Origin of the sequence: Serratia sp. JKS000199, assembly GCF_900215455.1 — a bacterium.
Classification (GTDB): Bacteria; Pseudomonadota; Gammaproteobacteria; order Enterobacterales; family Enterobacteriaceae; genus Serratia; species Serratia ureilytica.
In genome coordinates, this window is record NZ_LT907843.1 from 4,129,084 (window position 1) to 4,154,449 (window position 25,366).

At 62.7% G+C, this 25,366-nt stretch carries 21 protein-coding genes; 14 read left to right on the forward strand and 7 right to left on the reverse strand.

Going from position 1 to position 25,366, the window contains the following annotated elements:
* Positions 1-64: 64 nt before the first annotated feature.
* A complete protein-coding gene (locus CPH57_RS19625; protein ID WP_069100673.1) occupies positions 65-1,570 on the reverse strand; it encodes a CoA-acylating methylmalonate-semialdehyde dehydrogenase in 1,506 nt (501 codons plus the stop codon).
* A gap of 556 nt (positions 1,571-2,126) precedes the next feature.
* On the opposite strand from CPH57_RS19625, the gene CPH57_RS19630 reads away from it, so the two are divergent.
* The gene (locus CPH57_RS19630; RefSeq protein ID WP_033645322.1) at positions 2,127-3,569 is read left to right on the forward strand and encodes a sugar porter family MFS transporter; all 1,443 of its coding nucleotides are present in this window, start codon (positions 2,127-2,129) and stop codon (positions 3,567-3,569) included.
* A gap of 31 nt (positions 3,570-3,600) precedes the next feature.
* A complete protein-coding gene (locus tag CPH57_RS19635) occupies positions 3,601-4,437 on the forward strand; it encodes a TIM barrel protein (protein ID WP_096242668.1) in 837 nt (278 codons plus the stop codon).
* 36 nt (positions 4,438-4,473) lie between these two features.
* Here the strand turns inward: CPH57_RS19635 and fetB are convergent, their stop codons facing one another.
* The 5 genes from fetB to CPH57_RS19660 form a co-directional block, all read right to left on the reverse strand.
* Positions 4,474-5,247 carry an iron export ABC transporter permease subunit FetB gene (gene fetB / locus CPH57_RS19640; protein WP_033645324.1) on the reverse strand — a complete coding sequence of 258 codons (774 nt, stop codon included), beginning with the start codon at positions 5,245-5,247 and terminating at the stop codon, positions 4,474-4,476.
* Positions 5,234-5,911 carry an iron ABC transporter ATP-binding protein FetA gene (gene fetA / locus CPH57_RS19645; protein ID WP_042785526.1) on the reverse strand — a complete coding sequence of 226 codons (678 nt, stop codon included), beginning with the start codon at positions 5,909-5,911 and terminating at the stop codon, positions 5,234-5,236. Before fetA ends, fetB begins: the two co-directional genes overlap by 14 nt.
* A 189-nt stretch (positions 5,912-6,100) precedes the next feature.
* A complete protein-coding gene (locus CPH57_RS19650) occupies positions 6,101-6,388 on the reverse strand; it encodes a FaeA/PapI family transcriptional regulator (protein ID WP_033645326.1) in 288 nt (95 codons plus the stop codon).
* Positions 6,389-6,425: 37 nt separating this feature from the next.
* A complete protein-coding gene (locus tag CPH57_RS19655; protein WP_226772922.1) occupies positions 6,426-7,535 on the reverse strand; it encodes an FKBP-type peptidyl-prolyl cis-trans isomerase N-terminal domain-containing protein in 1,110 nt (369 codons plus the stop codon).
* A gap of 29 nt (positions 7,536-7,564) precedes the next feature.
* Complete coding sequence (locus tag CPH57_RS19660) at positions 7,565-7,978, reverse strand: hypothetical protein (RefSeq protein WP_033651770.1); 414 nt, start codon at positions 7,976-7,978, stop codon at positions 7,565-7,567.
* 757 nt (positions 7,979-8,735) lie between these two features.
* Between CPH57_RS19660 and CPH57_RS19665 the strand changes: the two genes are divergently transcribed.
* The 9 genes from CPH57_RS19665 (at position 8,736) to CPH57_RS19705 (ending at position 17,759) form a co-directional block, all read left to right on the forward strand.
* Positions 8,736-9,266, forward strand: a complete 531-nt coding sequence (locus tag CPH57_RS19665) for a fimbrial protein (RefSeq protein WP_033645329.1) — start codon at positions 8,736-8,738, stop codon at positions 9,264-9,266.
* Between the two features lie 91 nt (positions 9,267-9,357).
* Positions 9,358-9,909: a fimbrial protein gene (locus CPH57_RS19670; protein WP_033645330.1), complete on the forward strand. Its 552-nt coding sequence runs from the start codon at positions 9,358-9,360 to the stop codon at positions 9,907-9,909.
* A gap of 71 nt (positions 9,910-9,980) precedes the next feature.
* Entirely contained in the window at positions 9,981-12,482 is a 2,502-nt protein-coding gene (locus tag CPH57_RS19675) for a fimbria/pilus outer membrane usher protein (RefSeq protein ID WP_033645331.1), read from the forward strand.
* Positions 12,483-12,506: 24 nt separating this feature from the next.
* Positions 12,507-13,253 carry a molecular chaperone gene (locus CPH57_RS19680; protein WP_033645332.1) on the forward strand — a complete coding sequence of 249 codons (747 nt, stop codon included), beginning with the start codon at positions 12,507-12,509 and terminating at the stop codon, positions 13,251-13,253.
* An 11-nt stretch (positions 13,254-13,264) separates the two neighbouring features.
* A complete protein-coding gene (locus CPH57_RS19685) occupies positions 13,265-13,876 on the forward strand; it encodes a fimbrial protein (RefSeq protein ID WP_033645333.1) in 612 nt (203 codons plus the stop codon).
* Positions 13,877-13,890: 14 nt separating this feature from the next.
* Positions 13,891-14,895 (forward strand): fimbrial protein, encoded by a 1,005-nt coding sequence (locus tag CPH57_RS19690; protein ID WP_033651772.1) that lies wholly within the window; start codon positions 13,891-13,893, stop codon positions 14,893-14,895.
* 18 nt (positions 14,896-14,913) lie between these two features.
* Positions 14,914-15,453: a fimbrial protein gene (locus CPH57_RS19695; RefSeq protein ID WP_033645335.1), complete on the forward strand. Its 540-nt coding sequence runs from the start codon at positions 14,914-14,916 to the stop codon at positions 15,451-15,453.
* A gap of 109 nt (positions 15,454-15,562) precedes the next feature.
* On the forward strand, positions 15,563-16,186 hold the full coding sequence (locus tag CPH57_RS19700; RefSeq protein ID WP_033645336.1) for a LuxR C-terminal-related transcriptional regulator: 624 nt from the start codon (positions 15,563-15,565) through the stop codon (positions 16,184-16,186).
* 79 nt (positions 16,187-16,265) lie between these two features.
* On the forward strand, positions 16,266-17,759 hold the full coding sequence (locus CPH57_RS19705; RefSeq protein ID WP_033645337.1) for a PLP-dependent aminotransferase family protein: 1,494 nt from the start codon (positions 16,266-16,268) through the stop codon (positions 17,757-17,759).
* On the opposite strand, the gene CPH57_RS19710 is transcribed toward CPH57_RS19705, so the two are convergent.
* Positions 17,756-18,670 carry a DMT family transporter gene (locus CPH57_RS19710; RefSeq protein ID WP_096242860.1) on the reverse strand — a complete coding sequence of 305 codons (915 nt, stop codon included), beginning with the start codon at positions 18,668-18,670 and terminating at the stop codon, positions 17,756-17,758. The genes CPH57_RS19705 and CPH57_RS19710 overlap by 4 nt on opposite strands.
* Before the next feature lie 297 nt (positions 18,671-18,967).
* On the opposite strand from CPH57_RS19710, the gene CPH57_RS19715 reads away from it, so the two are divergent.
* The 3 genes from CPH57_RS19715 to CPH57_RS19725 are packed head-to-tail and all read left to right on the forward strand — an operon-like array spanning position 18,968 to position 25,340.
* Positions 18,968-20,206: an SrfA family protein gene (locus CPH57_RS19715; protein ID WP_089195287.1), complete on the forward strand. Its 1,239-nt coding sequence runs from the start codon at positions 18,968-18,970 to the stop codon at positions 20,204-20,206.
* Entirely contained in the window at positions 20,206-23,151 is a 2,946-nt protein-coding gene (locus tag CPH57_RS19720) for a virulence factor SrfB (protein ID WP_046688557.1), read from the forward strand. The genes CPH57_RS19715 and CPH57_RS19720 overlap by 1 nt, the downstream gene beginning before the upstream one ends.
* Entirely contained in the window at positions 23,148-25,340 is a 2,193-nt protein-coding gene (locus CPH57_RS19725) for a virulence factor SrfC family protein (protein WP_060660153.1), read from the forward strand. The genes CPH57_RS19720 and CPH57_RS19725 overlap by 4 nt, the downstream gene beginning before the upstream one ends.
* The last annotated feature ends 26 nt before the right edge of the window (positions 25,341-25,366 follow it).

The following is a 25,366-nucleotide window of genomic DNA, read 5'->3' on the forward strand; positions in this document are numbered from 1 at the left end:
TTAACTCCCCGTGCAAAGGCCGCTGCCCCAAAGGAGCAACGGCCTGGCCTGAGTGTGAAAGCGCTTAGCCCAGCGTCGGCATGCTGAATTCGGACACCGTCTGCTGCCCGGCCGGCCAGCGCGCGGTGGCGGTCTTCATGCGCGTGTAGAAGCGCACGCCGTCGGTGCCGTGCACGTTCAACGCGCCGAACACCGAGCGCTTCCAGCCGCCGAAGCTGTGGAACGCCATCGGCACCGGCACCGGCACGTTGACGCCGACCATTCCGGCCTGCACGTCTTGCACGAACTGGCGCGCATAGTGGCCGCTGCCGGTGAAGATGGCGCTGCCGTTGCCGAATTCATGGCCGTTCACCGTGTCGATGGCGGTGCGGTAGTCCGGCACCCGTACGATGCCCAGCACCGGCCCAAAAATCTCTTCGCGGTAGATGCGCATGTTCGGCGTCACATGGTCGAACAGCGTGCCGCCGACGTAGTAGCCTTCAGGATAGCCCGGCACCTGATAGTTGCGGCCGTCGGCCACCAGGGTGGCGCCTTCTTCCACGCCCAAATCGATGTAGCCCAGCACCTTTTTCTGGTGAGCGGACGACACCAGCGGCCCCATTTCATTCTCTTCGCCGCCCTGCTGCAAGCCCGGCCCGACGCGCAGCTGCGCGATCAGCGGCTTCAGTTTGGCGATCAGTTTATCGGCAGTGTCGTCACCGACCACCACGGCGATCGGCAACGCCATGCAGCGCTCGCCGGCAGAGCCGAACGCGCCGCCCATCAGCGCGTTGACCGTGGCGTCCAGATCGGCGTCCGGCATGACGATCGCCTGGTTCTTCGCCGCGCCGAAGGCCTGCACCCGCTTGCCGTGCGCGCTGGCGGTGGTATAGATATGTTCCGCCACGGTGGAGGAGCCGACGAAGCTCACCGCCTGAATGCGCGGATCGGTGCACAGCTGCGCCGCCTCTTCATTGGCGCAGTGCACCACGTTGAACACGCCGTCCGGCAAACCGGCTTCCTTCAACAGTTCCGCCAGGCGCACCGAGGCCGAAGGCACCAGCGCCGGCGGCTTGAGGACGAAGGTGTTGCCGCAGGCCAGCGCGATGGGGAACATCCACATCGGCACCATCGCCGGGAAGTTGAACGGAGTAATGCCCGCCACCACGCCCAGCGGCTGCATCAGCGAGAAGCTGTCGACGCCGCTGCCGACGTCCGGCGAGTACTCGCCTTTGATCAGATGCGGGATGCCGCAGGCGAATTCGACCACTTCCATGCCGCGCGTCAGTTCGCCCAGCGCATCCGAATACACTTTGCCGTGCTCGCTGACGATAAGCTCGGCCAGCTCGTCGCGGTGCTGTTCCAGCAGCGCCTTGAAATTGAACATGATGCGCGCGCGGCGCAGCGGCGTAGTGCGCGACCAGTCGGCGAACGCCCGGTGGGCCACGTCGATGGCCTGCTTGACTTCGGCGGCGGTGCTCTGCGTGACGCGCCGCTCAACCTGCCCGCTGGCCGGGTTGTGCACGTCGACGGTCTGATTGCTGCTGCTCAGGCACACCTGCCCGTCAATAAAGTTACCCACGGTTTTCATGTCACGCCCTCTTTTCAAGTCCGCTGTCGCCTGGCCACACGCAGGCGGCGCGGCGTTAATCGTCCCGCTCGCCAAACCCCGTCGGCAAGCCGGCTACATCCTGACCGGATGCAGCAAACTCTATTTCATTGAAAAAAAAGTTTCAAATAAATTGTTTTGAAAAATTTGTTTTTAGTGCGTGAGGTCGCAATTTTGCGGTGTCGATCGGGTTGGCGCTTTCATTACCGCGCCAATCAAGGCGCGGTTTCGCAGGAGAGTCCATCGCTAATGCACACTGACTTTGCTACAGAAAATCCGCACTGCGCCTGACCTGCGGCCGTTACCGCCTCCCTCCGAGCGCCCAAGGCGCCCGGATCGCTCGCGACGGTTTTTTTTGAACTGGATCTAAAAATCAATATTCCATTATTCACTAATTATGAAATAAATGTTCTTGTTTGTTCCAGCATTTATCAACGACATCGCCTTGATGACAGGCACGGTTCACACCCTTCCGCTCGCCCTCTTCCCGACACCCCAACCGTGCGGACGGAAGCCAGGATAAAAATCGGAGCAACACATGTCATATCAGCGTAAGCACAATACCGGTTACATATTGCGAATTTGCGGCATCGCCGCCCTGGGCGGCATTCTGTTCGGCTACGACACCGCCGTGATCTCCGGCGCGATCGAAGCGTTGAAAACCTATTTCAATCTCAGCCCGGCCGAAACCGGCTGGGCCGTCTCCAACGTGGTGATCGGCTGCGTGGTCGGCGCCTTCGCCGCCGGGCCGCTGGCGGCGCGCTGGGGCCGTAAAAAAGCGCTGATGCTGGCGGCGCTGCTGTTCACCGTTTCCGCCGTCGGCGCCGCATTGGCCCCGACCTTCACCTGGTTCGTCATTTACCGCATCATCGGCGGGCTGGCGGTCGGCATCGCCGCCACCGTGTCGCCGATGTACATGTCGGAAGTGTCGCCGAAAGACATGCGCGGGCGGGCGCTCAGCATGCAGCAGTTCGCCATCGTCTTCGGTCAGATCGTGATTTTCTACGTCAACTTCAAAATCGCCAGCCTCGCCAGCGAAGCCTGGCTGGTGGAAATGGGCTGGCGCTGGATGTTCGCCTCGGGCGTGATCCCCTGCATTCTGTTCTGCATCCTGGTGTTCGTCATTCCTGAATCGCCGCGCTGGAACGTGATGATGGGCCGCGACGATCAGGCGCTGGCGATGTTGACCAAAGTCTCCAACGCCGCCCACGCGCAGAATCTGCTGAAAGAAATCAAAGACTCGCTGCAGCAGGATCAACAGCAGCAGCACCGGAAGCTGAACTACGGCGATGTGCGGGTGCGTTTCATCCTGTTCGTCGGCTGTATGATCGCCATGCTGCAACAGGTCACCGGCGTTAACGTGATGATGTACTACGCGCCGGTGGTGCTGAAAACCGTCACCGAAAACGCGCAGGAAGCGCTGTTCCAGACCATCTGGATCGGCGTGCTGCAGCTGGTCGGTTCGGTCATCGGCGCCATGCTGATGGATCGCATGGGCCGCATTCCGTTGATGCGTTACGGCACGCTGGGCGCCATCGCGGGCCTGCTGCTCACCTCGTACGCGCTCTACACCCAGGCCACCGGCTATTTCGCGCTGTTCGGCATGCTGTTCTTCATGGTGTTTTATGCGCTCTCCTGGGGCGTCGGCGCCTGGGTGCTGGTGTCGGAGATCTTCCCGAACCGCATGCGCGCACAGGGGATGAGCATCGCCGTCGGCTGCATGTGGGTCGCCAACTTCGCGGTGTCGCAGTCGTTCCCGATGATCAACGATCACCCTTACCTGTTCTCGCATTTCCACGGCGCCTTCCCGATGTGGATCTTCGCCGCCTGCTGCCTGTTCAGCTACTGGTTTATCGGCCGCTATATCCCGGAAACCAAAGGCGTCTCGCTGGAAAAAATGGAGCAGGTGGTGTTGGCCAAACGCCACCGCCAATCCCAGCCCGACGGCAAGCCGCTGCCGCTGGAAAACGGCAAATCCTGATCTCTCAACCCTGACCGCTGGAGTCATGCCCATGAACATTGCGCTGGACCGCTTCTGCATTAACCGCAAGATCGCGCCGAATCTCGATCTGGACCGTTTTTTCCGCCTGGTGAAACGCTGCGGGCTCAGCAAAGTTGAGCTGCGCAACGACATGCCCAGCGGCAAGGTGACCGACGATCTGAGCGACGCGCAGCTCAACGCGCTCGCCGCGCAATACGGCATCGAGATCGTCACGATCAACGCCCTCGGCAGGTTCAATCTGATGGATGACCCGGCGGTGCTGCAGCAGCGCGCCGAAGCGATGCTGGCGCAGGCGCAGGCCATCCGCAGCCGGGCGCTGGTGCTGTGCCCGCACTGCAGCGCCGACGACACGCGCAGCGAGCAGCAAAAACGGGACGACACCCTCGCCGCGTTGCGGCTGCTGGCACCGCTGTTTGCCCGCTATGGCGTACAGGGATACGTCGAACCGCTGGGCTTCGGCATCAGCTCGCTGCGATCGTCGCTGCTGACCCAGGCGCTCATCCGCGACTCGGGCGCGCCGTACCGCATCGTGCTCGATACGTTCCACCACTATCTGAGCGGCGTGACGCAGGCCGACTTTGACGCGCAGATCCAGGTGGCGCAGATCGGCCTGGTGCATCTGTCCGGCGTGGAGGACGGGCGGGATAAAAGCGCGCTGAGCGACGAAGAGCGCATCATGCTGAGCGAGGGCGATCGGCTGGAGAGCCGCCGCCAGGTGCAGAACCTGGAACGCCTGGGCTACACCGGCGTCTATGCCTTCGAACCGTTCTCTTCACAGCTGGGCCGCTGGAGCGAGGCGGATATCGAACGGGAAATCCGCCAGAGCATCGCCCTGCTGCAAGGGTAAACAAAACGGCCTCCGCGGAGGCCGTTTTTCATGGCGTTACTTCAGATTGCCGACCACCAGCTGATGGCGCTCATTGTAAAACTTACGGTAGGCCAGATAGCAGGCGATGATGGTCGACAGGCTGGCGGTGGAAAGCAGCATGAAGGTCACCATAATCTGATATTTGATCGCTTTCACCGGATCGATGCCGGCGAAGATCAGCCCAGACATCATGCCCGGCAGGCTGACCAGCCCAACGGTTTTCGCCGAGTCGACGGTCGGGATCAGCGAAGCGCGGATGCTGTCGCGGATCAGCGCCGCCGACGCGAACTTAGGCGTCGCCCCCAGGCTGAGCATCTCCTGAATCTTCTGCTGCTCGCTTTTGAAACGCTGGCCGAGGTTGGTATAGCACAGCCCCACCGCCACCATGGCGTTACCGGCGATCATCCCGGAGATGGGGATCACCTGCATCGGCGTAAATTCAATGGAGCCGGTCAACACCAGCACCGCCAGCGTCAGCACCGCGCCGGTGGTGATGGCGATAAACGACGTCACGAACGCGTGTTCGACGTACTTGCTGCGTTTCTTGGCGTTGTAGGCCGCGTTAAAGCAGATGAACAGCACCATCAACACGGTGAGAACGGCGTTATCCAGGTCGAAAATATACTTCAGCACGTAGCCGACGATGATCAGCTGCACCACCGCGCGGCAGATGCTCCAGATGATGTCCTTTTCCAGCGCCAGCTTTTCCCGGTGGCTGATCAGGATGGCGACCACCACCAGCACCATCGACAAGCCCAAGGATTCGTTGGTGATGTTATGCTGATTCATGCTGTTGCTCCTGTTGCTCGGCGCCGTGCGCGCGCAGGGTAATCACCTCGTCCGCATGCGCGATCTCTTCGGTGTCGTGCGTGACCCACAGCACCGCCAGCCGGTGTTCCGCCACCAGCTGATGCACTATCTCATTGACGTTTCGCTTATTTTCCTCGTCCAGCGCGCTGGTGATCTCATCGAGCAACAGCACTCGGGGCATAAACTGCAGGTTGCGGATCAGGGACACGCGCTGCTTCTCCCCGCCGGACAGTTCATTGATGCTTTTCGTCAGCATCGCCTCCGGCAGGCCGAAACGCGCCAGATCGGCCTTCATTTTTCGCTCGGCCGGCGGTTCCTGGCGGATCTGATACGGCAGCGCCAGATTGTCGTAAACCGTATTGCCGAACAGCGCCGGCGTCTGGAAGCAATAAGAGACCTGCTTGCGATACGCCTCCGGCGACATCTCGTCGATCGCCTGGCCGTCAAAATAGAGGCTTCCGCTGGTCGGATTCATTAAGGAAGAGATGATTTTCAGCAGCGTGCTTTTTCCGCAGCCGGAAGGCCCGGTGATCAGTTTGAACTCGCCCTCACCCAACGTGAAAGAGACGGAGTCCAGGATCACCTGGCGGTCTATTTGATAATGAATATCATCCAATCTCAGTATGTCTTTCTTTTCCTTCATTACGATGCCAGCTCCCTACACCTGTTCCCGTCTGAGCGATAAGTATATGGTCGCAAAAAACATCTTAGCAATGCCTGCGCGGAGGGCGGAAAGCTGAGAGGAGGATTGGCGGAGCGAAACGCCCCGCCAAATAATAAGATTAATTAATGTTTAGCTGTAAGATAGTCAAAAGCGACCGTCAGGGTCGAATCACTCTTTTTTTATCGCTGCCTGTTCGTCGCAGCTGTACCAGCGTAGAGAATTGTTGATGCTGCGGTGGGTGCAGCGGACCTTGCCCTCCTTTTCCAGCGCCAGCAGCAGGGTGCGGGTGGTATAAATGTTTTCACCGCATTTATCAGCCAGCTCGCGGGTCTTCGGCCACTGCTCCGGCGGGGGATGATGGCCGCCGGAGCCTTCCACACGATCCCTGCACAATCCTTGCAACACATTCAGCATCAGCGATTTTCTGCTTTCAAACGTTTTCGGCGCCTTGGCCATAGCATTCCTCCTGAGTGGTTACTGCTGAGCTCCCCGCTCACGACTGCACGTCAGCGATGCGCAGGGTATAAATCATGGTGGCGTCCGGAGGGATCGCCGGCGGGCTGCCCTGCTTGCCGTACGCCAGCGCCGGCGGCACCACCAGCGTGATCGAGCCGTGGCGCTGCAGCTTCTCGATAGCCGCGCGAAACAGCGGCGGATAGCGCGTCAATGGCTGCGAGATCACCGTTCCCGCCAGCTCCATGTCTTTGATCACCCGGCCGTCGGTCAGGCTTTCGCGCACCACGATATCCACCCGATCGTCGGCGCCGATCGCACCGCTGCCGGCATAGTCCACCCGGTAGTAGAAACCGAGCGCATCTTGCTTGACTCCCTCCTGGCGGGCGAAATCGGCCAGATAGGCCTTGCCGTCCGGAGGGGGAGCCTGTGTCTGTTGCGTCTGCTGCAAACGTTGCTGCGCCGTGCGCAGCGCGCTGTCGATGGCGGCCTCATCCAGCCGCAACCGCCCGGCCAGGGTATCGGCGATGCCCGCCAGCAAAAGCCGCCGATCCGCCTCCAGTCCCGCACGCCGGTTCTCCTGTTGCAGATGCAAAATATCGCGCCCCAGCGATACGCCGGCGGCATACGCCTGCTTGTCCGCCTCGCTGGCCAGCACCGGGGCCTCAGCCGCCTGCCGCCGCTCAGCCAGCAAGGTGTCTACCCGCTGTCGTTGCTGTGCCAACTGCGCCGTCAAGCTTGCGCTGCGCTGTTCGGCCCGCGTGAGCGAAGCGGCCAGCGCGGTGACCTCAGGCAACGGCGCAACGGCCTGCCGCAACGCCTTCAGGGCATCGGCCAGCGGCCGAATATCGACATCGGTCCGCTCGCTTTTCGGCGCCGCGGCGGCCTGAGCCGCCGCCAACTGGCGCTCCAGCTGACGGATTTTCTCCGCCTGCTGTTGTACAGAGTGCTTCAGAGAAGTTAAACGAGCGCCGTCTGCCCCCGCGACGGCGGCCGGTTTGGCGGCCGGTGCGGGCGCCGGTTTACGCGCGGTTTCCTCCTTGAGCGCGGCCGGCGGAGCCTGCCGCTGTTCGGCAAATTTCAACAGGGCGGGAATGCCGTCGTCAGCGGCGCAAACGGCGCCGCTCAGCGCCAACAGCCAAAGCCCCATCGCCCATCTTTGCGCGCATCGCTTCATGGCTACAGATTCTCGACCCGGTTGGACAGATCGGACATCAGCTCATGTTCAACGTCGGCGCAGAATTTCTCGGTTTTATATTGATAAAGAGCATCAATCGCTTTACGGGTGCTTTCATCCACATTGCCGCGCACGCCGGCATATCCGGAAGCGTTGGAAAGCAGACCGTTAAAATAGGCAATGCGTTTTTGGTAACTCTGCGGATTAATATTTTTTAATGAGTTAACCCGTTGCTGGCAAAGCGCGATACGTTGTTCATCGGATTTATCATTAGGATTGTTCTGTGAAAGTTTTTTCACGGAATTCAGGTTTGTCTTGCTACCGCCCACGCAGCCTGACAGCGACATGACAGACAGTAAAAATATAGCAGAAACTACCGTGCGGCGGCCGCCGCAAGCATTAATCATCGTTATCATTCCGTTTATAATCCTTTAATTGTCACTTAGGTCATCATTATGTGGCGAACGGCAACAGCACATGCCTTAATTTGATTAATCAAAATGGGTTAGGCAGTGAAAAATCCCTATACCGCAGTGCGATAGAATAATTCACTACCGATGACATTGTTATTTAATTGTTAATGAATTAGACCTAAACGCGGGCTAAACACGAATAAAAAAACCAATCCCCTAGGAGAAGAAAACCACGAAACAACAATAAAAACAATAGATTATGTTTTGTATTTTGTTTCTAAAGGGAAATTCATCATCTGCTGCCTCAGGGCGATATTAGCAAAACAATATGGCGAATTGTAGGTATCAGCCTATTTCCCCCGATCTAATATCTCGCATATCGTTATTTATATAGTGATTTATACTGGATAATATTTGTATACGATCTATTGGTTTTAAAGCAAATATATTTCTTTTTCCTTTTGGTTTTATATTCTGAATTTGACTTAATTTAATAAAATCTATTTCCAAGCAATACTATTATTTGCAAGAATATTCCCAGCAACACGCCACACGTAAAACTCGTATTTTATTTACCAGAAAATCCATTGTCGATTTTCCCAATCTCGTTATTTCTCATAAATAACGGATGTTGGCGTATTGCCCAGAGCAAAAGGATCTGGCTCCAACCGTACGGCCGGCGACATGACGTTGCCGCCGCTGCGGGGGATTTAGATGTGCTGTTCTTTTTATTTAAAAACTCTCTACAGGAACCTGAGAAATGAAACTGAATAAATTAATGCTGGCAACCGTGATTGCTTTCGCTTCTGCATCTGTTGCTCACGCCGCATCTAATCAGGGCAGCGGTAAAGTCACCTTTACCGGCGAAATTATCGATGCGCCATGCAGCGTCGCGCCGGAATCCGTTGACCAAACCGTACCAATGGGCCAGATCAGCAGCCGCATCCTGGCTAACCAGGGTAAATCCAGCATGCAACCTTTCAACATCGAACTGAAAGATTGCTCCATCTCCACCATGAAAAACGTCAAGGTGACCTTTACCGGCACGCCTGATCCGGTCAACAACAAACTGCTGGCCCTGAGCGGCACGGCAACCGGCGCCGGCATCGTGATCTACGACAACCTGCACTCCAAGGAAGTGGAACTGGGCACGGCGACCGACGGTCAGGGCCTGAACAACGGCGACAACTCGCTGAAATTCGCCGCTTACCTGCAGGGCAGCAGCGCCTCCGCCGCCGTGGTGCCGGGCGACTTCACCAGCGTGGCCAACTTCACCCTGGCTTACCTGTAATACCCCACAGGGGATGTCTCAGGGCATCCCCCGCTTGATTGCATGCCGACGAGAGCGGCAAGGGAACAGGGCAAGACAGGGAGACGCCAGCATGACTATCCGCCTTTGCGGCCTGTTGCTCATCGCGCTCAGCGTAGGCAGCGCGGCGGCGGCAGTGAAAAATCAGGGCCACGGCAAAGTCAGCCTGGGCGGCACCATCGTTGAAACGCCGTGCGGCATCGCCAGCGACAGCCTGGATCAAACCGTCGATTTCGGTCTGATCTCCATGACCGATGCCTCGCAGGACGGGCAATCGGTGCTGATCGGCAGCCGCCGTCATTTCACGATCAAACTGGTGAACTGCGAACTGGCCAGCCAGGTGAAGCCTGACTTCATCTATCGCGCAGCCAACGTCACCTTCGACGGCACCGCCGACAGCCGGGATCCTTCCCTGCTGGGCGTTTACGGCGAGGCGCAGGGCGTGGCTATCGAGCTGTTGACCGATGCCGGCACCCCGATCCCGCTCGGCAGCACGACGGCGGATTACCAGATCGTCGCCGGCGACAACACGCTGCGTTTTGGCGCGCAGTTGCGCCTGCATCCCGATAAGGCACGGGCGGGCGGCTTCAGCTCTCTGGCCAAATTCACCCTGTCTTATCTCTAGCGCCGGCGGGCGCTGCACAGCATTACGTATTCAGGTCGCACGGATGACCTGCTATTGGGCGCGGACTTGCCATGAGTGATTATGCTATGACGTCATTACTGACACGGAAACACCTACCTCTTCTCGTCATTCTATCTTTCCTCTGGGTGCGTCCGGCATTTTCCGCCACGGAATTCAATACCGACGTCCTGGATATCGGCGAGCGCAGCAAAGTGGATCTTTCGCGTTTCTCCGATGCCGACTACGTCATGCCCGGCGCTTATTTGCTGGACATCAAGATCAACCAGAAAACGCTGCCCCAGCGCAGCATTCAGTATTTCCCGTCGCCGGATAACAAGAGCGGCAGCCAGGTGTGCCTGCCGCCTGATCTGGTGGAAAAAATGGCGCTGAAAGAAGAAGCGGCCAAAAAAGTCACCCTGTGGCACGACAACCAGTGCGCCGACATTCGCGGCATCAAAGGCGCGACCGTCTCCGATCGCATCGGCGGCGGCGTGCTGGCGATCACCATCCCGCAGGCGTGGATGAAATACTCCGATCCCGACTGGACGCCGCCCGAGCAGTGGGACGACGGCATTCCCGGCCTGCTGCTGGACTACAACCTGAGCGGCCAGTTAGGCAAGCAGAATCACAACAACAACACCGCCCAGAACCTGAGCAGCTACGGCACGCTGGGCGCCAACCTGGGCCCCTGGCGCCTGCGCGCGGACTACCAGGCCAATTACAATCAGCAGGCCGGCGATCGCAGCACCGGCTTCGACTGGAACCAGATCTACGCCTACCGCGCGCTGCCGATGCAGGCCGCCAAGCTGACGCTGGGTGAGATTTATCTCGACTCCGGGGTGTTCGACGCCTATCGCTTCACCGGTCTCAACCTGGCCAGCGACGAGCGCATGCTGCCGCCGAACCTGCAGGGCTACGCGCCGGAAGTGCGCGGCATCGCCAAGAGCAACGCCAAGATCACCGTCTCGCAGGAAGGCCGCACGCTGTACGAAACCACCGTGCCCGCCGGGCCGTTCGCCATTCAGGATCTCAACAGCTCGGTGCGCGGCAAGCTGGACGTCAAGGTGGAAGAGCAGGACGGCACCGTCTCGACCTTCCAGGTGGATACCGCCACCATTCCGTACCTGACCCGCCCGGGCTACGTGCGCTACAACGTGGCGCTCGGCAAAACCTCGGCCTACGACCACCGCACCCAGGGCCCGCTGTTTTCCGCCAGCGACTTCTCCTGGGGGCTGAGCAACGCCTGGTCGCTGTATGGCGGGGCGCTGCTCGGCGGCGACTATAACGCCTGGGCGCTCGGCCTCGGCCGCGATCTGAACGTGTTCGGCGCCATGTCGTTGGACGTCACCCAGTCGATCGCCCGTCTGCCCGGCGAACCGACCGCCAGCGGCATGTCGTTCAAGCTCAACTACGCCAAACGGTTCGATGAGCTGAACAGCCAGATCACCTTCGCCGGCTACCGCTTCTCGCAGCGCAAGTTCATGAACATGTCGCAGTACCTGCAGGAGCGTTACGGCGATTACGACAAGAATTACAACGGCCGCCAGAAAGAGCTGTACACCATCACCGCCAGCAAAACCTTTATGGCGGAAGACAGCGCCAAGGCGATCACCGCCTACCTGACCTACTCGCACCAGACCTATTGGGATGCGCGAACCCAGGACCGTTACGGGCTGTCGGCCAGCAAGCTGTTCAGCGTCGGCGATATCAGCAACATCACCGCCTCGCTGTCGGCTTACCGCACCTATTACCAGGGCCGCACCGACGACAGCGTGATGCTCAACTTCACCGTGCCGATCGGCGACCGTCGGCGCGTCGGTTATGCGCTGCAAACCAACAACGGCGATGTCACGCAGACCGCGTCGTACAACGACTACAGCGATCCGGACAATACCTGGCAGGTCAGCGGCGGCTTTAATCAGTCCGGCAAATCGCTGGCGCGCGGGTACTACACCCACAACGCCTCGTTTGGCTCGCTGAACGCCAGCGCCTCTTACCAGCAGGACAGCTACTCGTCGATCGGCGGCTCGTTCCGCGGCGGCCTCACCGCCACCCGGCACGGCATCGCGGCGCATCAGAACTCGAGCAACGGCGGCAGCCGCATGATGCTCGACACCGACGGCATCGCCGGCGTGCCGATCAACAACGGCCGCGCCTACAGCAACCGTTTCGGGCTGGCGGTGATTTCCGACATCACCAGCTACTACAACACCGACACCCGCATCGACGTCAACAAGCTGGCGGACGACGTCGAGGCCACTCGCGCCGTGGTGCAAGGCACGCTGACCGAAGGCGCCATCGGTTACCGCCACTTCGAGGTGGTGAAAGGCAGCAAGCTGTTGGCCACCATTCGCCTCGCGGACGGCAGCGAACCGCCGTTCGGCGCCGCGGTGCTGAGCGAGAAAGGCCGCGAGGTCGCGGTGGTCAACGACGGCGGCTCGGTTTACCTGACCGGCGTGCAGCCGGAGGAAAAACTGGACGTCGCCTGGGAAGGCCAACGCCGCTGCCGCATCGTGATCCCGGGCGCCGCCAAGCCGCTGGACCAGCTGCTGCTGCCGTGCGCCACTCTGTAATCCGTAACGCTGAGAAATGATGACATGAACAAACACCCGATAACGCTACTGACCGCCGCCGGCCTGGCCCTGAGCGCCGTACTGCCCACCGCCGACGCGGCGATATCGCTGGATCGCACGCGCGCCGTTTATGTGAGCGACGCCAAATCGATCAGCCTGAATATCGTCAACGAAAACAAAGAGCTGCCCTTCCTGGCGCAGTCCTGGCTGGAGAACGAGCAGCACCAGAAAATCACCTCGCCGCTGGTGGTGCTGCCGCCGCTGCAGCGCGTGGAACCAAGCGAGCGCAGCGTGGTGCGCATCACCAAGACGCCGGAGGCGGATCGCCTGCCACAGGATCGCGAGTCGGTGTTCTACTTCAACCTGCGCGAAATTCCGCCGAAAAGCACCAAAACCAACGTGATGCAGCTGGCGCTGCAAACGCAGATCAAACTGTTCTATCGGCCGAAAGCCATCGTCGCGCCCAAGGGCCAGGTGTGGCAGGAAAAGCTGGTGTTCCGTAAAAGCGGCGGCGCCATCACCGTCGACAACCCGACGCCGTTTTACATCACCCTGACCGGTATGACGCGGCAGACGCAAAAACAGGGCGGCGGCGCGATCGGCGGTTTTCAGCCGCTGATGCTGAAGCCGAAATCCAGCGAAAGCCTCAAGCTGCAAGAGACCGGCATGAACAGCTTCGTCATCACCTACATCAACGACTACGGCGGCCATCCGGAGCTGCGCTTCGTCTGCAATGGCGGCGTTTGCACCGCCGTGCCCGAGAAAAAATAAGGAGGTCCAGCATGGCTGAATTCACCGATCGACTGCGCCCGCTGCTGCTCGGCGCACTGCTGTGCGGCGGCGGCGCGATGGCGGCAACGCCGCTGGGCGTGATCGAAGGCACCACCGGCACCGTCAGCTTTCACGGCGGCCTGCTCAGCTCCCCCTGCAGCCTGACGCCGGACAGCCGGGATCAATCCGTCGATCTGGGCGACGTCAGCGCACGCGACTTCCGCAACGCCGGCGATCGCAGCGCGCCGGTGCGTTTTCGCCTCTCGTTCCGCAACTGCCTGCTGGGCGCGCGCGCGCTGGCGGATAACCCGGCCGGCCCGCGCAACGGCGACGCCGGCCGCCTCTACCTGCAGGGAGAGCAGGCCGCCACGCTGGTGTTTCTCGGCGAAAGCGATGTCGACAACCCATCGCTGCTGAAGCTGAACGGCGGCGTGCAGGGCATCGGTCTGCGGCTGCAAGACCAACAAGGCCAGGCGCTGGAGCTGAATCAACGCAGCCGCCCTTACATTCTGCAACCCGGTAGCAACACCCTGTGGTTCAGCGCCAGCGTGGAATCCACCCAGCGGGCGGTGATGGCGGCCGGGTTCGCCGCCGTGGCGCACATTCAGGTGATTTACCTGTGAGGCTCGAGAACGCGATGAAAACACAACTGACCAAACTCTGCCTGCCGCTGGCGATCGCGCTGGCGGCCCCCGCCGCCTGGGCCAACGGCTACGTCACGCCGGACGGCGGCCCCAAACAGTTCTATATCGATCTGAATCAAAGCAACATCACCAACCAGGTGGGGTTCACCAAACAGTTTCCCTATTCATTAGGCGGTACCTATACCGGCAAGGCCTACTGCGATACGCCGATCCCCCGAAGCCCGCACTTTTACAAGTCGGATTCGGCGCTGCCCCCCTCTGACTACGGCAACGGCTTCTTGCAGTTGAACGACTTCCTGGATTTAAAAGCCGAAGTGTGGATTGCAGGTAATAAGAAGGCCTATGTCACGGTGCCTTTTTACAACGAATCCAACGAGTATCCCAATCACAGTTGCTCACCGCCCTATGTGCAGGTCAACAACTATGAAAGCGGTTCAAAAGGCCGCATCACCTTCCGGGTGCGCAAAAAGATCATCAACGGCGTCGAGATTAACGATCGGCAGATCATCGAGATGTTCGGCCGCCTCGGCTCGACCGACGGCGGTTTCGGCCCCAATCCGATGGCGCAGGTGTTTATCCAGTCCGCGATCCTTTACGTGCCGGATAAATGCGTAGTGAACGAAGGCCAGCTGATCAACGTGGAGTTCGGCGAAATCGGCGGCAGCGATCTCAACGGCTCGAACTATCCGCAAAGCATTCCGGTGCGCTTCCAGTGCGAGGGCGGCAGCTTCGAGGACGGCACGCTGAACATCAAGCTGGCGGTGTCGGGCACGGCGGCCGCCTTCAGCAACGAGGTGTTCAAAACCGACAAGAACGATCTCGGCATCCGGCTGACGCACAACGGCCAGTTGGTCATTCCGAACGAGTTTTACCCGGTGCCGAACATCGGCAACGGCGGCTCCTGGAACCTGGTGGCGGCGCCGTTCGCCAACGGCGGCGCGGAGATCGGCGAAGGGGAATTCAACGCGTCGGCCACCATCGTGGCGGCATTCCAGTAACCGAGGGAGGAACGGAAAATGCGTCTACGCGCTTTAGCGCTGCTCAGCTGCGCGTCCTGGTGGTTTGCCGCCATGCCGGCGGCGGCGAACACCGAGCTTATCGGCGCGCCGGTGCAGTTCCACGGCACCGTGGTGAGCCGGCCGTGCAATATCGAACCGCAGTCCGCCGATCAGCTGGTGGAGATGGGCACGGTGATCGTCAAAACCCTGTACCGCTACGGCCATACCACGCCGGTGCCGTTCAGCATCAAGCTGACCGACTGCAAGACCACGGTGTTCAAATCCGTCAGCGTGACCTTCAGCGGCACCGAAGACGGAGAGATGCCGGGCAAGCTGGCGATCAACAACGGCGCGAACGGCGCCGCCATCGCCCTGTTCGATCATCAGGGCGCAGACATCGATTTGAATAAGGCCACCAGCGCCGTCGCGCTGCAAAACGGCCCCAACAGCCTGAACTTCACCGCCTATGTGCAAGGGCGGCCCAGCGCGATTCAAAACCAAAGCATTACCGAAGGCGAATTCACGTCCATCGCCAATTTTGTGCTGGCGTACCAATAAGCCTCGCACCGTCCCAGGGAAATCAGGAAAACGACCGGCGCGCGAACGCCGGCGATGGGCCGTCACCGTTTGCTCCGGCGCGGCGCCACGGCTTTTTAAGGAGTCACCCATGCCAGATATTCGCTTCACGCTGTTCGACAGCGATAACTTCTACCAGCAGGGGCTGCGTCTGCTGCTGCAGGACTATCTGCACTCCCTGAACGAATGCCACCGCCGGTACCCGCAGTTCTCGCCGCTGGCGCTGCAGGCGTTGGATAACATCGAAATCGTGTTCCGCACGCCGGAAGAGCGCTGGGGCTGCGCCTGTTGTTATCAAAGCCCTCACGGCGTTCCGCGCCAGCGGCAGCTGACCCTGCTGATCCTCGACGACGCGACCCAGCAACAGGTGAAAAACCTGCCGCCGCTGTTCAGCATCCATCGGCGCGATTCGGCCTACGCCATTCGCCTCAAGCTGCAGATGGCGTTGGAAAAGTTCATCCTGCATCCGTGGGTGGCGCTGCACGCCGCCGGCCAGTGGAAATGCCAGGCTTGCCGCATCGCCGCGCTCAGCCACTGCGAGAAAAAGGTGCTGGGTTTGATGAGCAGCGGCATGTCCGCCTGCAGCATCGCCGGCCTGCTGCAGCGCAGCCAGAAAACCATCAGCGCCCATAAGCGTTCGGCGATGCGCAAGCTCAACGTGCGTAAAAACAGCGAGCTGAATAAGGTGCTGCTGAATCAGCGCGGGCTGAGTTGACTGACAACGGACTCGCGAGTGCCGACAGAGTGGTTTACTCTGAATACTCATTTTTGCACTGCACAGCGAGCCGGAATGCATGCCCAGAACAGCCCAAGTCGTTGACGTCCCCGCCCTCGGCGAGATTGACCGCCAGGCGGGGCAGCTAAGCCACCAACTGGCGCAGGCACTGCGCCGGGCCATCCACAAAGGCGATCTGAAAGCGGGCGATCTGCTGCCTTCGACGCGCCGGCTGTCGGCGGCGCTGAATCTGGCGCGCGGCACGGTATTGGAGGCGTTTGCTCAGCTGACGGCGGAAGGCTTTCTTGAACCGCAGCCCGGCTCCGGCACCCGGGTCGCCCACTATCAGGCGCCGCGCCGCACGCCACACGCCACGGTGCAAACCGCTCCGGCCACAGCCGTGCCGCTTTCTTCACAGGCGCAGCATCTGGCGCGTTTTGCCGCCCAGGCGCGGGCGCTGCCGTCGGTGCCATTCACCGTGTCGGTCCCGATCGGCGATACCGCGCCCGACGATATCTGGCGGCGGCTCGGCAACCGCATCCGGGCGCGCGGCCCCGGCGCCCCATCCGGCTATGGCGATCCGTTGGGCGCCCTGCCGCTGCGCGAAGCCATCTGCGATTATGTGCGCCGTTCCCGCTCGGTAAACTGCACGCCGCAGCAAATCCTCATCACCGCCGGCACCCAGCAGGGACTGTATCTGGCCGCGCAGATCCTGTTGGACGCCGGCGACAGCGCCTGGGTCGAGGACCCCGCCTACGCCGGCATCACCGCCCTTTTTAACAGCCTGTTTCGCGATCGGCACATGATCAGGGTGCCCGTCGCCGACGACGGCATCGACGTCGCCGCCGGCGTGCGCCTGGCCGCCGACGCCCGAGCCGCTTTTGTCACGCCGTCTCATCAATATCCGCTGGGCATGCCGATGAGCATGGCGAAAAGAAGCGCCCTGCTGGCCTGGGCCAGAGAACGGCAGGCCTGGATCGTGGAAGACGATTACGACAGCGAGATGCGCTACGCCGGCCACCCGTTCCCTTCGCTGCAAGGGTTGGCGCCCGAGCGGACGCTCTATCTCGGCACCTTCAGCAAGGTGCTGTTCCCTTCGCTGCGATTGGGTTACGCCATCGTGCCGCCGCCGCTGGTCGACGCCTTTTGCGGCGCCCGGATCCTGATGGATCGTCACCCGCCCAGCGCAGATCAACACGTACTGGCCGCCTTTATCGCCGAAGGGTATCTCGACCGGCATATCCGCAAAATGCGCGGCGTCTACGCCGAGAAACGCCGGGTGCTGATCGAGGCGATCAACGCGCGCATCCCGGCCGAATTGGGGAGGGTGCAGCCCTGCGATCAGGGCATGCACATGGTGCTGTGGCTGAGGAAAGATCTCGACGACGTGCAGGTCGCCCAGCAGGCCAACGAAGCCGGATTGGCGCTGCGGGCGGTATCGCCGATGTATGCGCCCGGCCACGGTGAGCCGGGTCTGGTGCTGGGGTTGGGCGGTTACGATGACCGCCAGGTGCAGCAGGCGGTGGAACGGCTCGGCGAAGTGATCCGCGCCTGCGCCCGCAACGGGGCCTAGCGAGAAAAGCGCTTGGCGCCGAACACGCAAACCACCACGCCGGCCATCACGGCGATCATCATCGGCTGGACGGTTTCCTGCAGCAGCCAGCCCGCCAGCGCCAGGCCGAAGAACGGCTGCAGCAGCTGCAATTGCCCGACGGCGGCGATGCCGCCCTGCGCCAGGCCGCGATACCAGAAGATAAAGCCGATCCACATGCTGAACACCGAGACGTAAGCCAGCGACAGCCAGGCGGCGCCGCTGACGACGGGCCAAGCGGCCGGCGCCGCCCACCATGCGGCCGCCAGCGTCAACGGCAACGCCGCCACCAGCGCCCAGGAGATCACCTGCCAGCCGCCGATCCGGCGCGACAGCACCGCGCCTTCGGCATAACCCAAACCGCACAGCAGCACCGCGCCGACCATCAGCGCATCTCCCTGCCAGGCGCCGCCGCTCCCCTGGCTCAGCGCGAACGCCCCCACCAGCGCGGCGCCAATGCCCGAAAAAGCCCAAAAAGCGGGCTTGGGGCGCTCACCGCCGCGCAAGACGCCAAAACCGGCGGTCGCCAGCGGCAGCAGGCCGATATACACCAGCGAATGCGCCGAGGTGGTGTGCTGCAGCGCCAGCGCCGTCAGCAGCGGAAAACCGATGACCACGCCGAGCGCTACAAACAGCAACGGCGGCAAATCGGCCCGCGTCGGCCGCGCCTGGCGAGTGATCCGCAGCGCGCACAGGGCCAGCAAAGCGGCGATCGCCGCCCTGATCGCCGTCAGAAACAGCGGATCGAGCTCCAGCACCGCCACCCGGGTGGCGGGCAACGAGCCGCTGAAGATAATCATGCCGAGGAAACCGTTCATCCAGCCCTGAGCCGAATGCCCGACCTCGGGATGAGCGGGGGTAACAACGAGAGTTTTTTCAGACTGACTGTCCATCATGCGAATGCTCCGCACGCCTGAGGCATACCGAAATCGGCAACCCGCGAGGCGAGGTCATAGTGAAAGAGAACATCGTTCCCCGGCGTCGCTTGCCGGGGCTGCGTTCTATTTTTCAGATAAAGCGGTTCACAGACAGGTCCAGATAGCGAGATTTTCACTGTGCCGGTTGCCAAAGTGCGCCGCTAACGCCAAAGAAGGGCGTTTTTCGGGCTGTCCTTGGCCGTTTGGCGGCATCGCCGGCGGGGTATCATGGACTTTTATGCGTTTTTGCAGAACAGGACAAGGTGCGGCGCCGTGGTGAAACCCTTCTTACGCAGTGGCAGTTTGGATGATGTGCTGGCTTTAGGCGAAAACGGGCAACCGATCTACGCCTGCGCGCAGCAGCTGCGGGAAACCCTGCGTCTTCGCCGACAGCAGCAGGCCGCCGACTGTCTGGCGATCCCCCAGCCGAACGAAAGCGGCACGCGCATCGACTGGTATGCGCCCTTTCCGGGCAAGGTGACCTCCTGGCTGGCGGCAAGCGATGCCCAGCGCGCGCAGGCGGTGCGCCACCTGGAACACTGTCTGGCGACCTTCCGCAGCCTGACCGAACAGACCCGGGCGACCGATCACCCCAGCCACCGCCTGTTCGGCGCGCTGCTGGCCAAAGCGATGCACATTCCCGATCCCAACCACGTCTACCTGGTGGACGATCGGCCGGTGCTGACCTTTTGGGGCTTTATCAAACCGCAGGCGCAGAGCCCGGACGATCCGTTAGCCTGCCTGCGCCCGCTCGAATCGGAAGTGGAAAAACCGGCGCCGATCGCCGCCGCGCCGCGCAAACCGGCCGTTGTCGAACCGGTAAAACCGGCCCCGGCCGCCGAGCCTGAACCGGTGCCCGCCCCGACGACGCCCGCCGAATCCCCCGCCGTTGTTCGCCCGCGTCGACGCCACGCGCTGTGGCTGTTGCCGGTACTGCTGCTAGGCAGCGCGGCGCTGGCCGCCTGGCTGCACCGCTCACCGCCGCCGCAACCGGCGATGCCGGCTGAGGTGCGCCCTCCGGCACCGCCGGAAAAAACCGCCGCGCCGTTGCCTGAGCTGCGCTTGCCGCTGGCGCACGCCACGCTGATGCCGCCCCCCCCGGCGCCGGTCATCCCGCAGCCGGCGGACAAAAATGCGCTGGTGCTGCCGCCCGAGGCGGTGAAGGCCGGCTCCACCCGTTTCCTTAACGGCAAATGGCGCGCCACGGTGGCGCTGAAAGATCCGATCACCGGCAAGCGCCCCAGCCTGCAATACCGCCTGAACGCGGGCAAAGGCAGCGCCGTCATCGCCTACGGCGACGGCGTCACCTGCCGGGTGGCGGTCGAGGCCGGGCTGATGCAGTCCGGCAATCTGGTGATCAACAGCCGCACCAAAGCGCGCTGCAGCGACGGCAGCCGCTACCAGATCCCGGAAATCGTCTGCCGCCAGGGCGAGACCGGGGCCGCGGAATGCACCGGCCGCTACGATGCGGACACCACCTATCCCATGACGTTCAAGCGCGAGAGTAAATGATGCTGGCACCCCTTACGGACTACAAACACGGCATTACGCTGATTCAGGACAGCGGCATTCAGTTTATGGACTTTGCCCTGACCCCGCGGCTGGACGCCGAGTTTCCCGGCAAATTCGTGCGCAAGACCGCCAGCGGCCCGCTGCTGCGCCTGCAATGGGAGGCCGAGAGCGGCAAATATCAGCTGCCGGCCGAGGGCGGGCAAGCCGCCGAAGTGGTGCGGCCGGAGTTCAGCTACCCGCTGCAGCAGTCGCTGCGCCTGCTGGATAAGCTCTGGCTGCCGTTGCCGTTCTTGCGCTATACCGCCTCGGGGATATTTTTGTCAGGCCCGGATAACTGGGCTCGCCTGCAGGTGGTGCAACTGGATGAACCGGATCAGGACGGCAACCTGCTGCGGGTGGTGCTGGCCTTCGATACCCGCGCCGCCGCGCCCGGCCAGGAAGCGTTGGCGCCGGGCAAGAGCGATCTCGGCGCCGATCTGAGCTTCGCGCTGGCGCACCGCAACCACGAGCTGGGCGAGTTCCTCGATCTGACCTGGGTGGACGGCTGGCTGCGCGAGGCGTTCAGCCAGCGCGCCGCCGAGCGGGAACAGCGCGCCGAGGCGGAGATCAACGCCGGGCTGAAAACCTTCGAGTATCAGGCGCACTACCTCAACCTGTTGCACATGCTCGGCCATCAGCTGACGGTGCCGCAGATAAAAATGGCGGCGGCGACGCTGCAACAGCCGGCGATCGACGTCGATCTGGTGCTGGACGTCGGCAATTCTCACACCTGCGGCGTGCTGGTCGAAGACCATCCGGAAGAGAGCAACGGCCTGAAGCAAACCTATGAGCTGCAGCTGCGTTCGCTGTCCGAACCGCACTGCGTCTACAACGAACTGTTCGAGAGCCGGGTGGAATTTTCTCGGGCCGCGTTCGGCAAGCCGCATCTGTCCTTCCAGAGCGGACGCGACGACGCCTTCCAATGGCCGTCCATCACCCGCATCGGCCGTGAAGCCGCGCAATTGGCGCAGCGACGCGAAGGGCATGAAGGCACCACCGGCATCTCCAGCCCGCGCCGCTATCTGTGGGACGAAGAGCGCTATGCGCCCGGCTGGCGCTTCAACGAGCGGCACGAGCCGATGGCCGCCGCCGCGCCGTTGACCACCTTGATCAACGACGAGGGCGTGCCGCTGTCCGCCTTGCCGACGGCCGAACGGCTGCCGGTGTTCGCCGCCCATTACAGCCGCAGCGCGGTGATGAGCCTGATGCTGAGCGAGCTGTTGGCGCAGGCGCTGATGCAGATCAACAGCATCGCCCAGCGCAGCCGCATGCCGAACGCCGCCGCCCCGCGCCGTTTACGCGCCATCATCCTGACGCTGCCGTCGGCGATGCCGAAGCCGGAGCGGGAGATCTTCCGCCGCCGCATGCAGGAAGCGATCGGGCTGGTGTGGAAAGCCCTCGGCTGGCACCCGCAGGATGCGCCGTTCGACGGCGCGCACACTCGCTTCCCGGCGCCGCAGGTGCAGATCGAGTGGGACGAAGCCACCTGCGGCCAGATGGTCTATCTGTACAACGAAACCCAGGTGAACTTCGCCGGCCGCACCGACGCCTTCTTTGCCGCCATGGCTCGGCCCGATCGGCCGCTGGCGCCGGGTGAACAGCCCGGCAAGACGCTGCGCATCGCCTCCATCGACATCGGCGGCGGCACCACCGATCTGGCGATCACGCACTACTCGCTCGATGACGGCGTAGGCAACAACATCAAAATCAACCCGCGCCTGCTGTTCCGCGAGGGCTTTAAGGTCGCCGGCGACGATATCTTGCTGGACATCATCCAGCAGTTTGTCTTGCCCGCCGTGCAACAGGCGTTCGAGGCCGCCGGCGTGAGCGCCGCTGCGGCGCTGATGGACAAACTGTTCGGCAACGAAGGGCGCATGGACGGGCTTTCCACCCTGCGTCAGCAGGCCGCGCTGCAGATCTTCATGCCCGCCGGACGCGCGCTGCTCGCCGCCTATGAGCAGTACGATCCGCTGGACAGCCGCGCGGAAATCGCCGCCGGCCTCGGCGATCTGCTGCCGCAGCGGCCGACGCCGCAGGTGCTGGCGTTTATCAACGGCGAAGTGCAGCGCGAAGCCGACAGCGACGCCTTCGATATCCTGCACACCCCGCTGGTGATCCGTCTGGCCGATCTGCACGCCGCTTTCTTGTCCGATCGCATCGGCATCGGCCGCTGTCTGCGCCTGCTGGCCGAAGTGGTGGCGCTGTACACCTGCGACGTGTTGCTGCTGACCGGCCGCCCGGCGCGCTTCCCCGGCGTGCAGGCGCTGCTGCGCCACCTGCAGCCGCTGCCCGCCAGCCGCATTCTGCCGCTCGAGGGCTACCACACCCGCAGCTGGTACCCGTTCAACAAACGCGGCCGCATCGACAACCCGAAATCCACCGCTGCCGTGGGCGCCATGCTGTGCCTGCTGGCGATCGATCTGCGGCTGGAGAGCTTTTACTTCAACGTCGGCGATTTCCAGCCCTACTCCACCATTCGCTATCTGGGCATGCTGGACGGCAACAACATGCTGGCGGACGATAACGTCTATTACCGCGACATCGATCTGGATCGCGCCGATTTCGCGCTCGATCCCGCCGGCAGCTTCCAGCTGCGCGGCCCGCTGCGTCTGGGCTTCCGCCAGCTGGACAACGAACGCTGGCCGGCCTCGCCGCTCTATACGCTGACCATCAATGACGCCCAGTTGGCGCGCAAGCTGGCCGGCGACGCGGTGATCGGCCTGCGGCTGGCCATCACCGCCAGCGCCGAGCAGGGCGCCGAGAGCGTCAAGATCGCCCAGGCGCTGCTGGCCGACGGCAGCCCCGTCCCGGCGCACCACCTGCAACTGAAACTCAATACCCTGGCTGCCAGCGCCTCCGGTGCGACCCACTACTGGATAGACAGCGGGAGCATTTACCCACGATGAACACGCAAACCCTCGCCCCAGCGGCTCCGAATAACGCGCTCAGCGCCGGCATTTTGCAGGCGATCGACTGGGTGGACGCCGCACGCCATCACTCCGCCCGCCTGGAGCGGGAAGCCGATCGACTGATACAGCGTTTGCGGCGTTGCCATAACCGCGCCGCACTGTTGGAAAACACACGGCCTGCGCAGGTCGCCATCGGTTTATATGGCCACAACGCCGCCGCCAAAGCCCATCTGTTGGCGGCGCTGGCGCCCGGCGCGAAGCGCTTCGACGCGGACCTTTCGCTCGCGGTGCGCTACTGCACGGCGGCCGAGGCGGGGCCCGCCGATTATCCGATCGCCCTCGCCTTGCTCGATGAAGCGCAGTGGTTGGCCATGACGATTGACGCCGCCGCGATGAGCGGCTTTCGCCCGGACTGGGACGCCCGCGCCATCGCCGGCCACCTGCAAGCGCTGACGCGCCACCGACAGGCGGTAGCCATCGATGGCCTCGACGGCAATGCCGTACTGGCGCTGTGGGACAGCCTGCGCCGCCACGGCGACAAAGAGCAATCCACGCTCGACAGGCACTTCTGGCCGCAGGCGGTGACGCTGGCGCCGCAGTTGAGCATCGATGACCGCGCGCGCCTGTTTGCGCCGCTGTGGGGAGAGGAAGCGACGCTGACGGCGCGTTACCGCCAGCTGGCGCACGCACTGCATACCCTCGACGGCAGCAGACGGGTTCATGCCCCGCGCCGCGCGTTGGCGCTGCTGACCGCAAGCGCCGCACCGGAAAACGCCACGATCGCCGTCATGACCGAAAACGGCGATGAACGGGAGATCGCACTGAGCGATCTGGCCTGGCTGACCGCAGAATTGACCACCCTGCTGCCGCAGACGACGCAGGCAGGCTTGCCCGCCGACGTGGCGCTGATCGACCTGCCCGGCAGCCGCATCTGTCCGCAGGCGGAGCCGGCGCAGCGTCTGCAGCAGGCGAAGCGCGCCCATTTACTGGCCCGTTGCGCCGACGGCCTGCACGCCAGCCTGCTGCTGGTGACCGATGCCGCCGCCACGCCGCAGGACACCGCGCGCGTCGGCCAGGCGCTCGCCGATTGGGTCAACCACACCCAGGGGGAAACCCCGGCGCTGCGCCAGCGCCGCAAGCCCGGTTTAATCTGGGCGATCACGCCGTTCGACCTGCGTCAGGAAGGCAAAGCGCGGCCCGACGATGCCGTCCAGCGTCAGGTCGGCGAGCCCGGCGACAGCTGGGCCACGCTGCTGGCGCTGGATGAACAGGACTGCCGCCGGATGGTGAACTACCTGGCTGCACAGGCGCGCCCGGCCCACAAACAAGCGCGCTTGCTCGAACAGCGTGAAGAGTTGCAGCGCGAACTGACGGAAAGCCTGCTCGGCAACTGGCTCTCCGTCGCCGATCCGCACGCGGCGCAGCAACGCGCCCAGCAGCTGTTGCGCGCGTTGCAGGCGCAGGCCGGCCGCCACGGCGAACTGCTGGAACGGTTGCTGCCCCAGCGCGATACGCTGCGCCAGCTTTATCAGCAACAGCAGCATACGACGCCGTCCCAGACGACGCCGCCTTCGCCGTTTGGGCTGGATATCGATCTGTTCGGTGCGCAAGACCCTGCGGCGCCCGGCGAGCAGCCCGCATCGCCTTTCGCCGCGCGGATCTTCGCCGACTGGGTCAACCATCTGCGCGCGCTGCCTGACAGCCGCCGGTTGCTGGATCTGCTCGGCGTCGACAGGCCGCACCTCGAACTGCTGGTCGATGCGCTGATCGGCGCCGCCTGCCGCCTGCGGCTCGACGACGAACTGGAGCGCGCGCTGTGCGCCAGGAGCTTGCCGGAACAGGGTGAAGATCGGCAGATCAGCCAGGCGCTGGCGCTACTGGGCGACTTCGTCGCCTGGCTCGGCTTCCAGCGGCGCGACGCGGCCACGCGCCCCGAGAGCCGCGTCAATCCCGGCCAGCCGATCTTTACCCCGCCGCCGCAGCCGGCGGTGGACTGGAGTGGCCAGCAGCGGCTAACCCGGCTGGCGCCGACGCCGACCAAAAATACCGCGTTTTATATCTATGACTGGCTGATCGGCCTGCAAACCCTGCTGGCGGAGAATGCCGCGCAGGCGCAGCCCGCGCTAGCAGACGAGCAGCGCGCCGACCTGGCGGCGATCGTCGCGGCCCTGCGCGCTGCGCCGTAGCAGGCGCCATCCGGGCCGGACGCCGC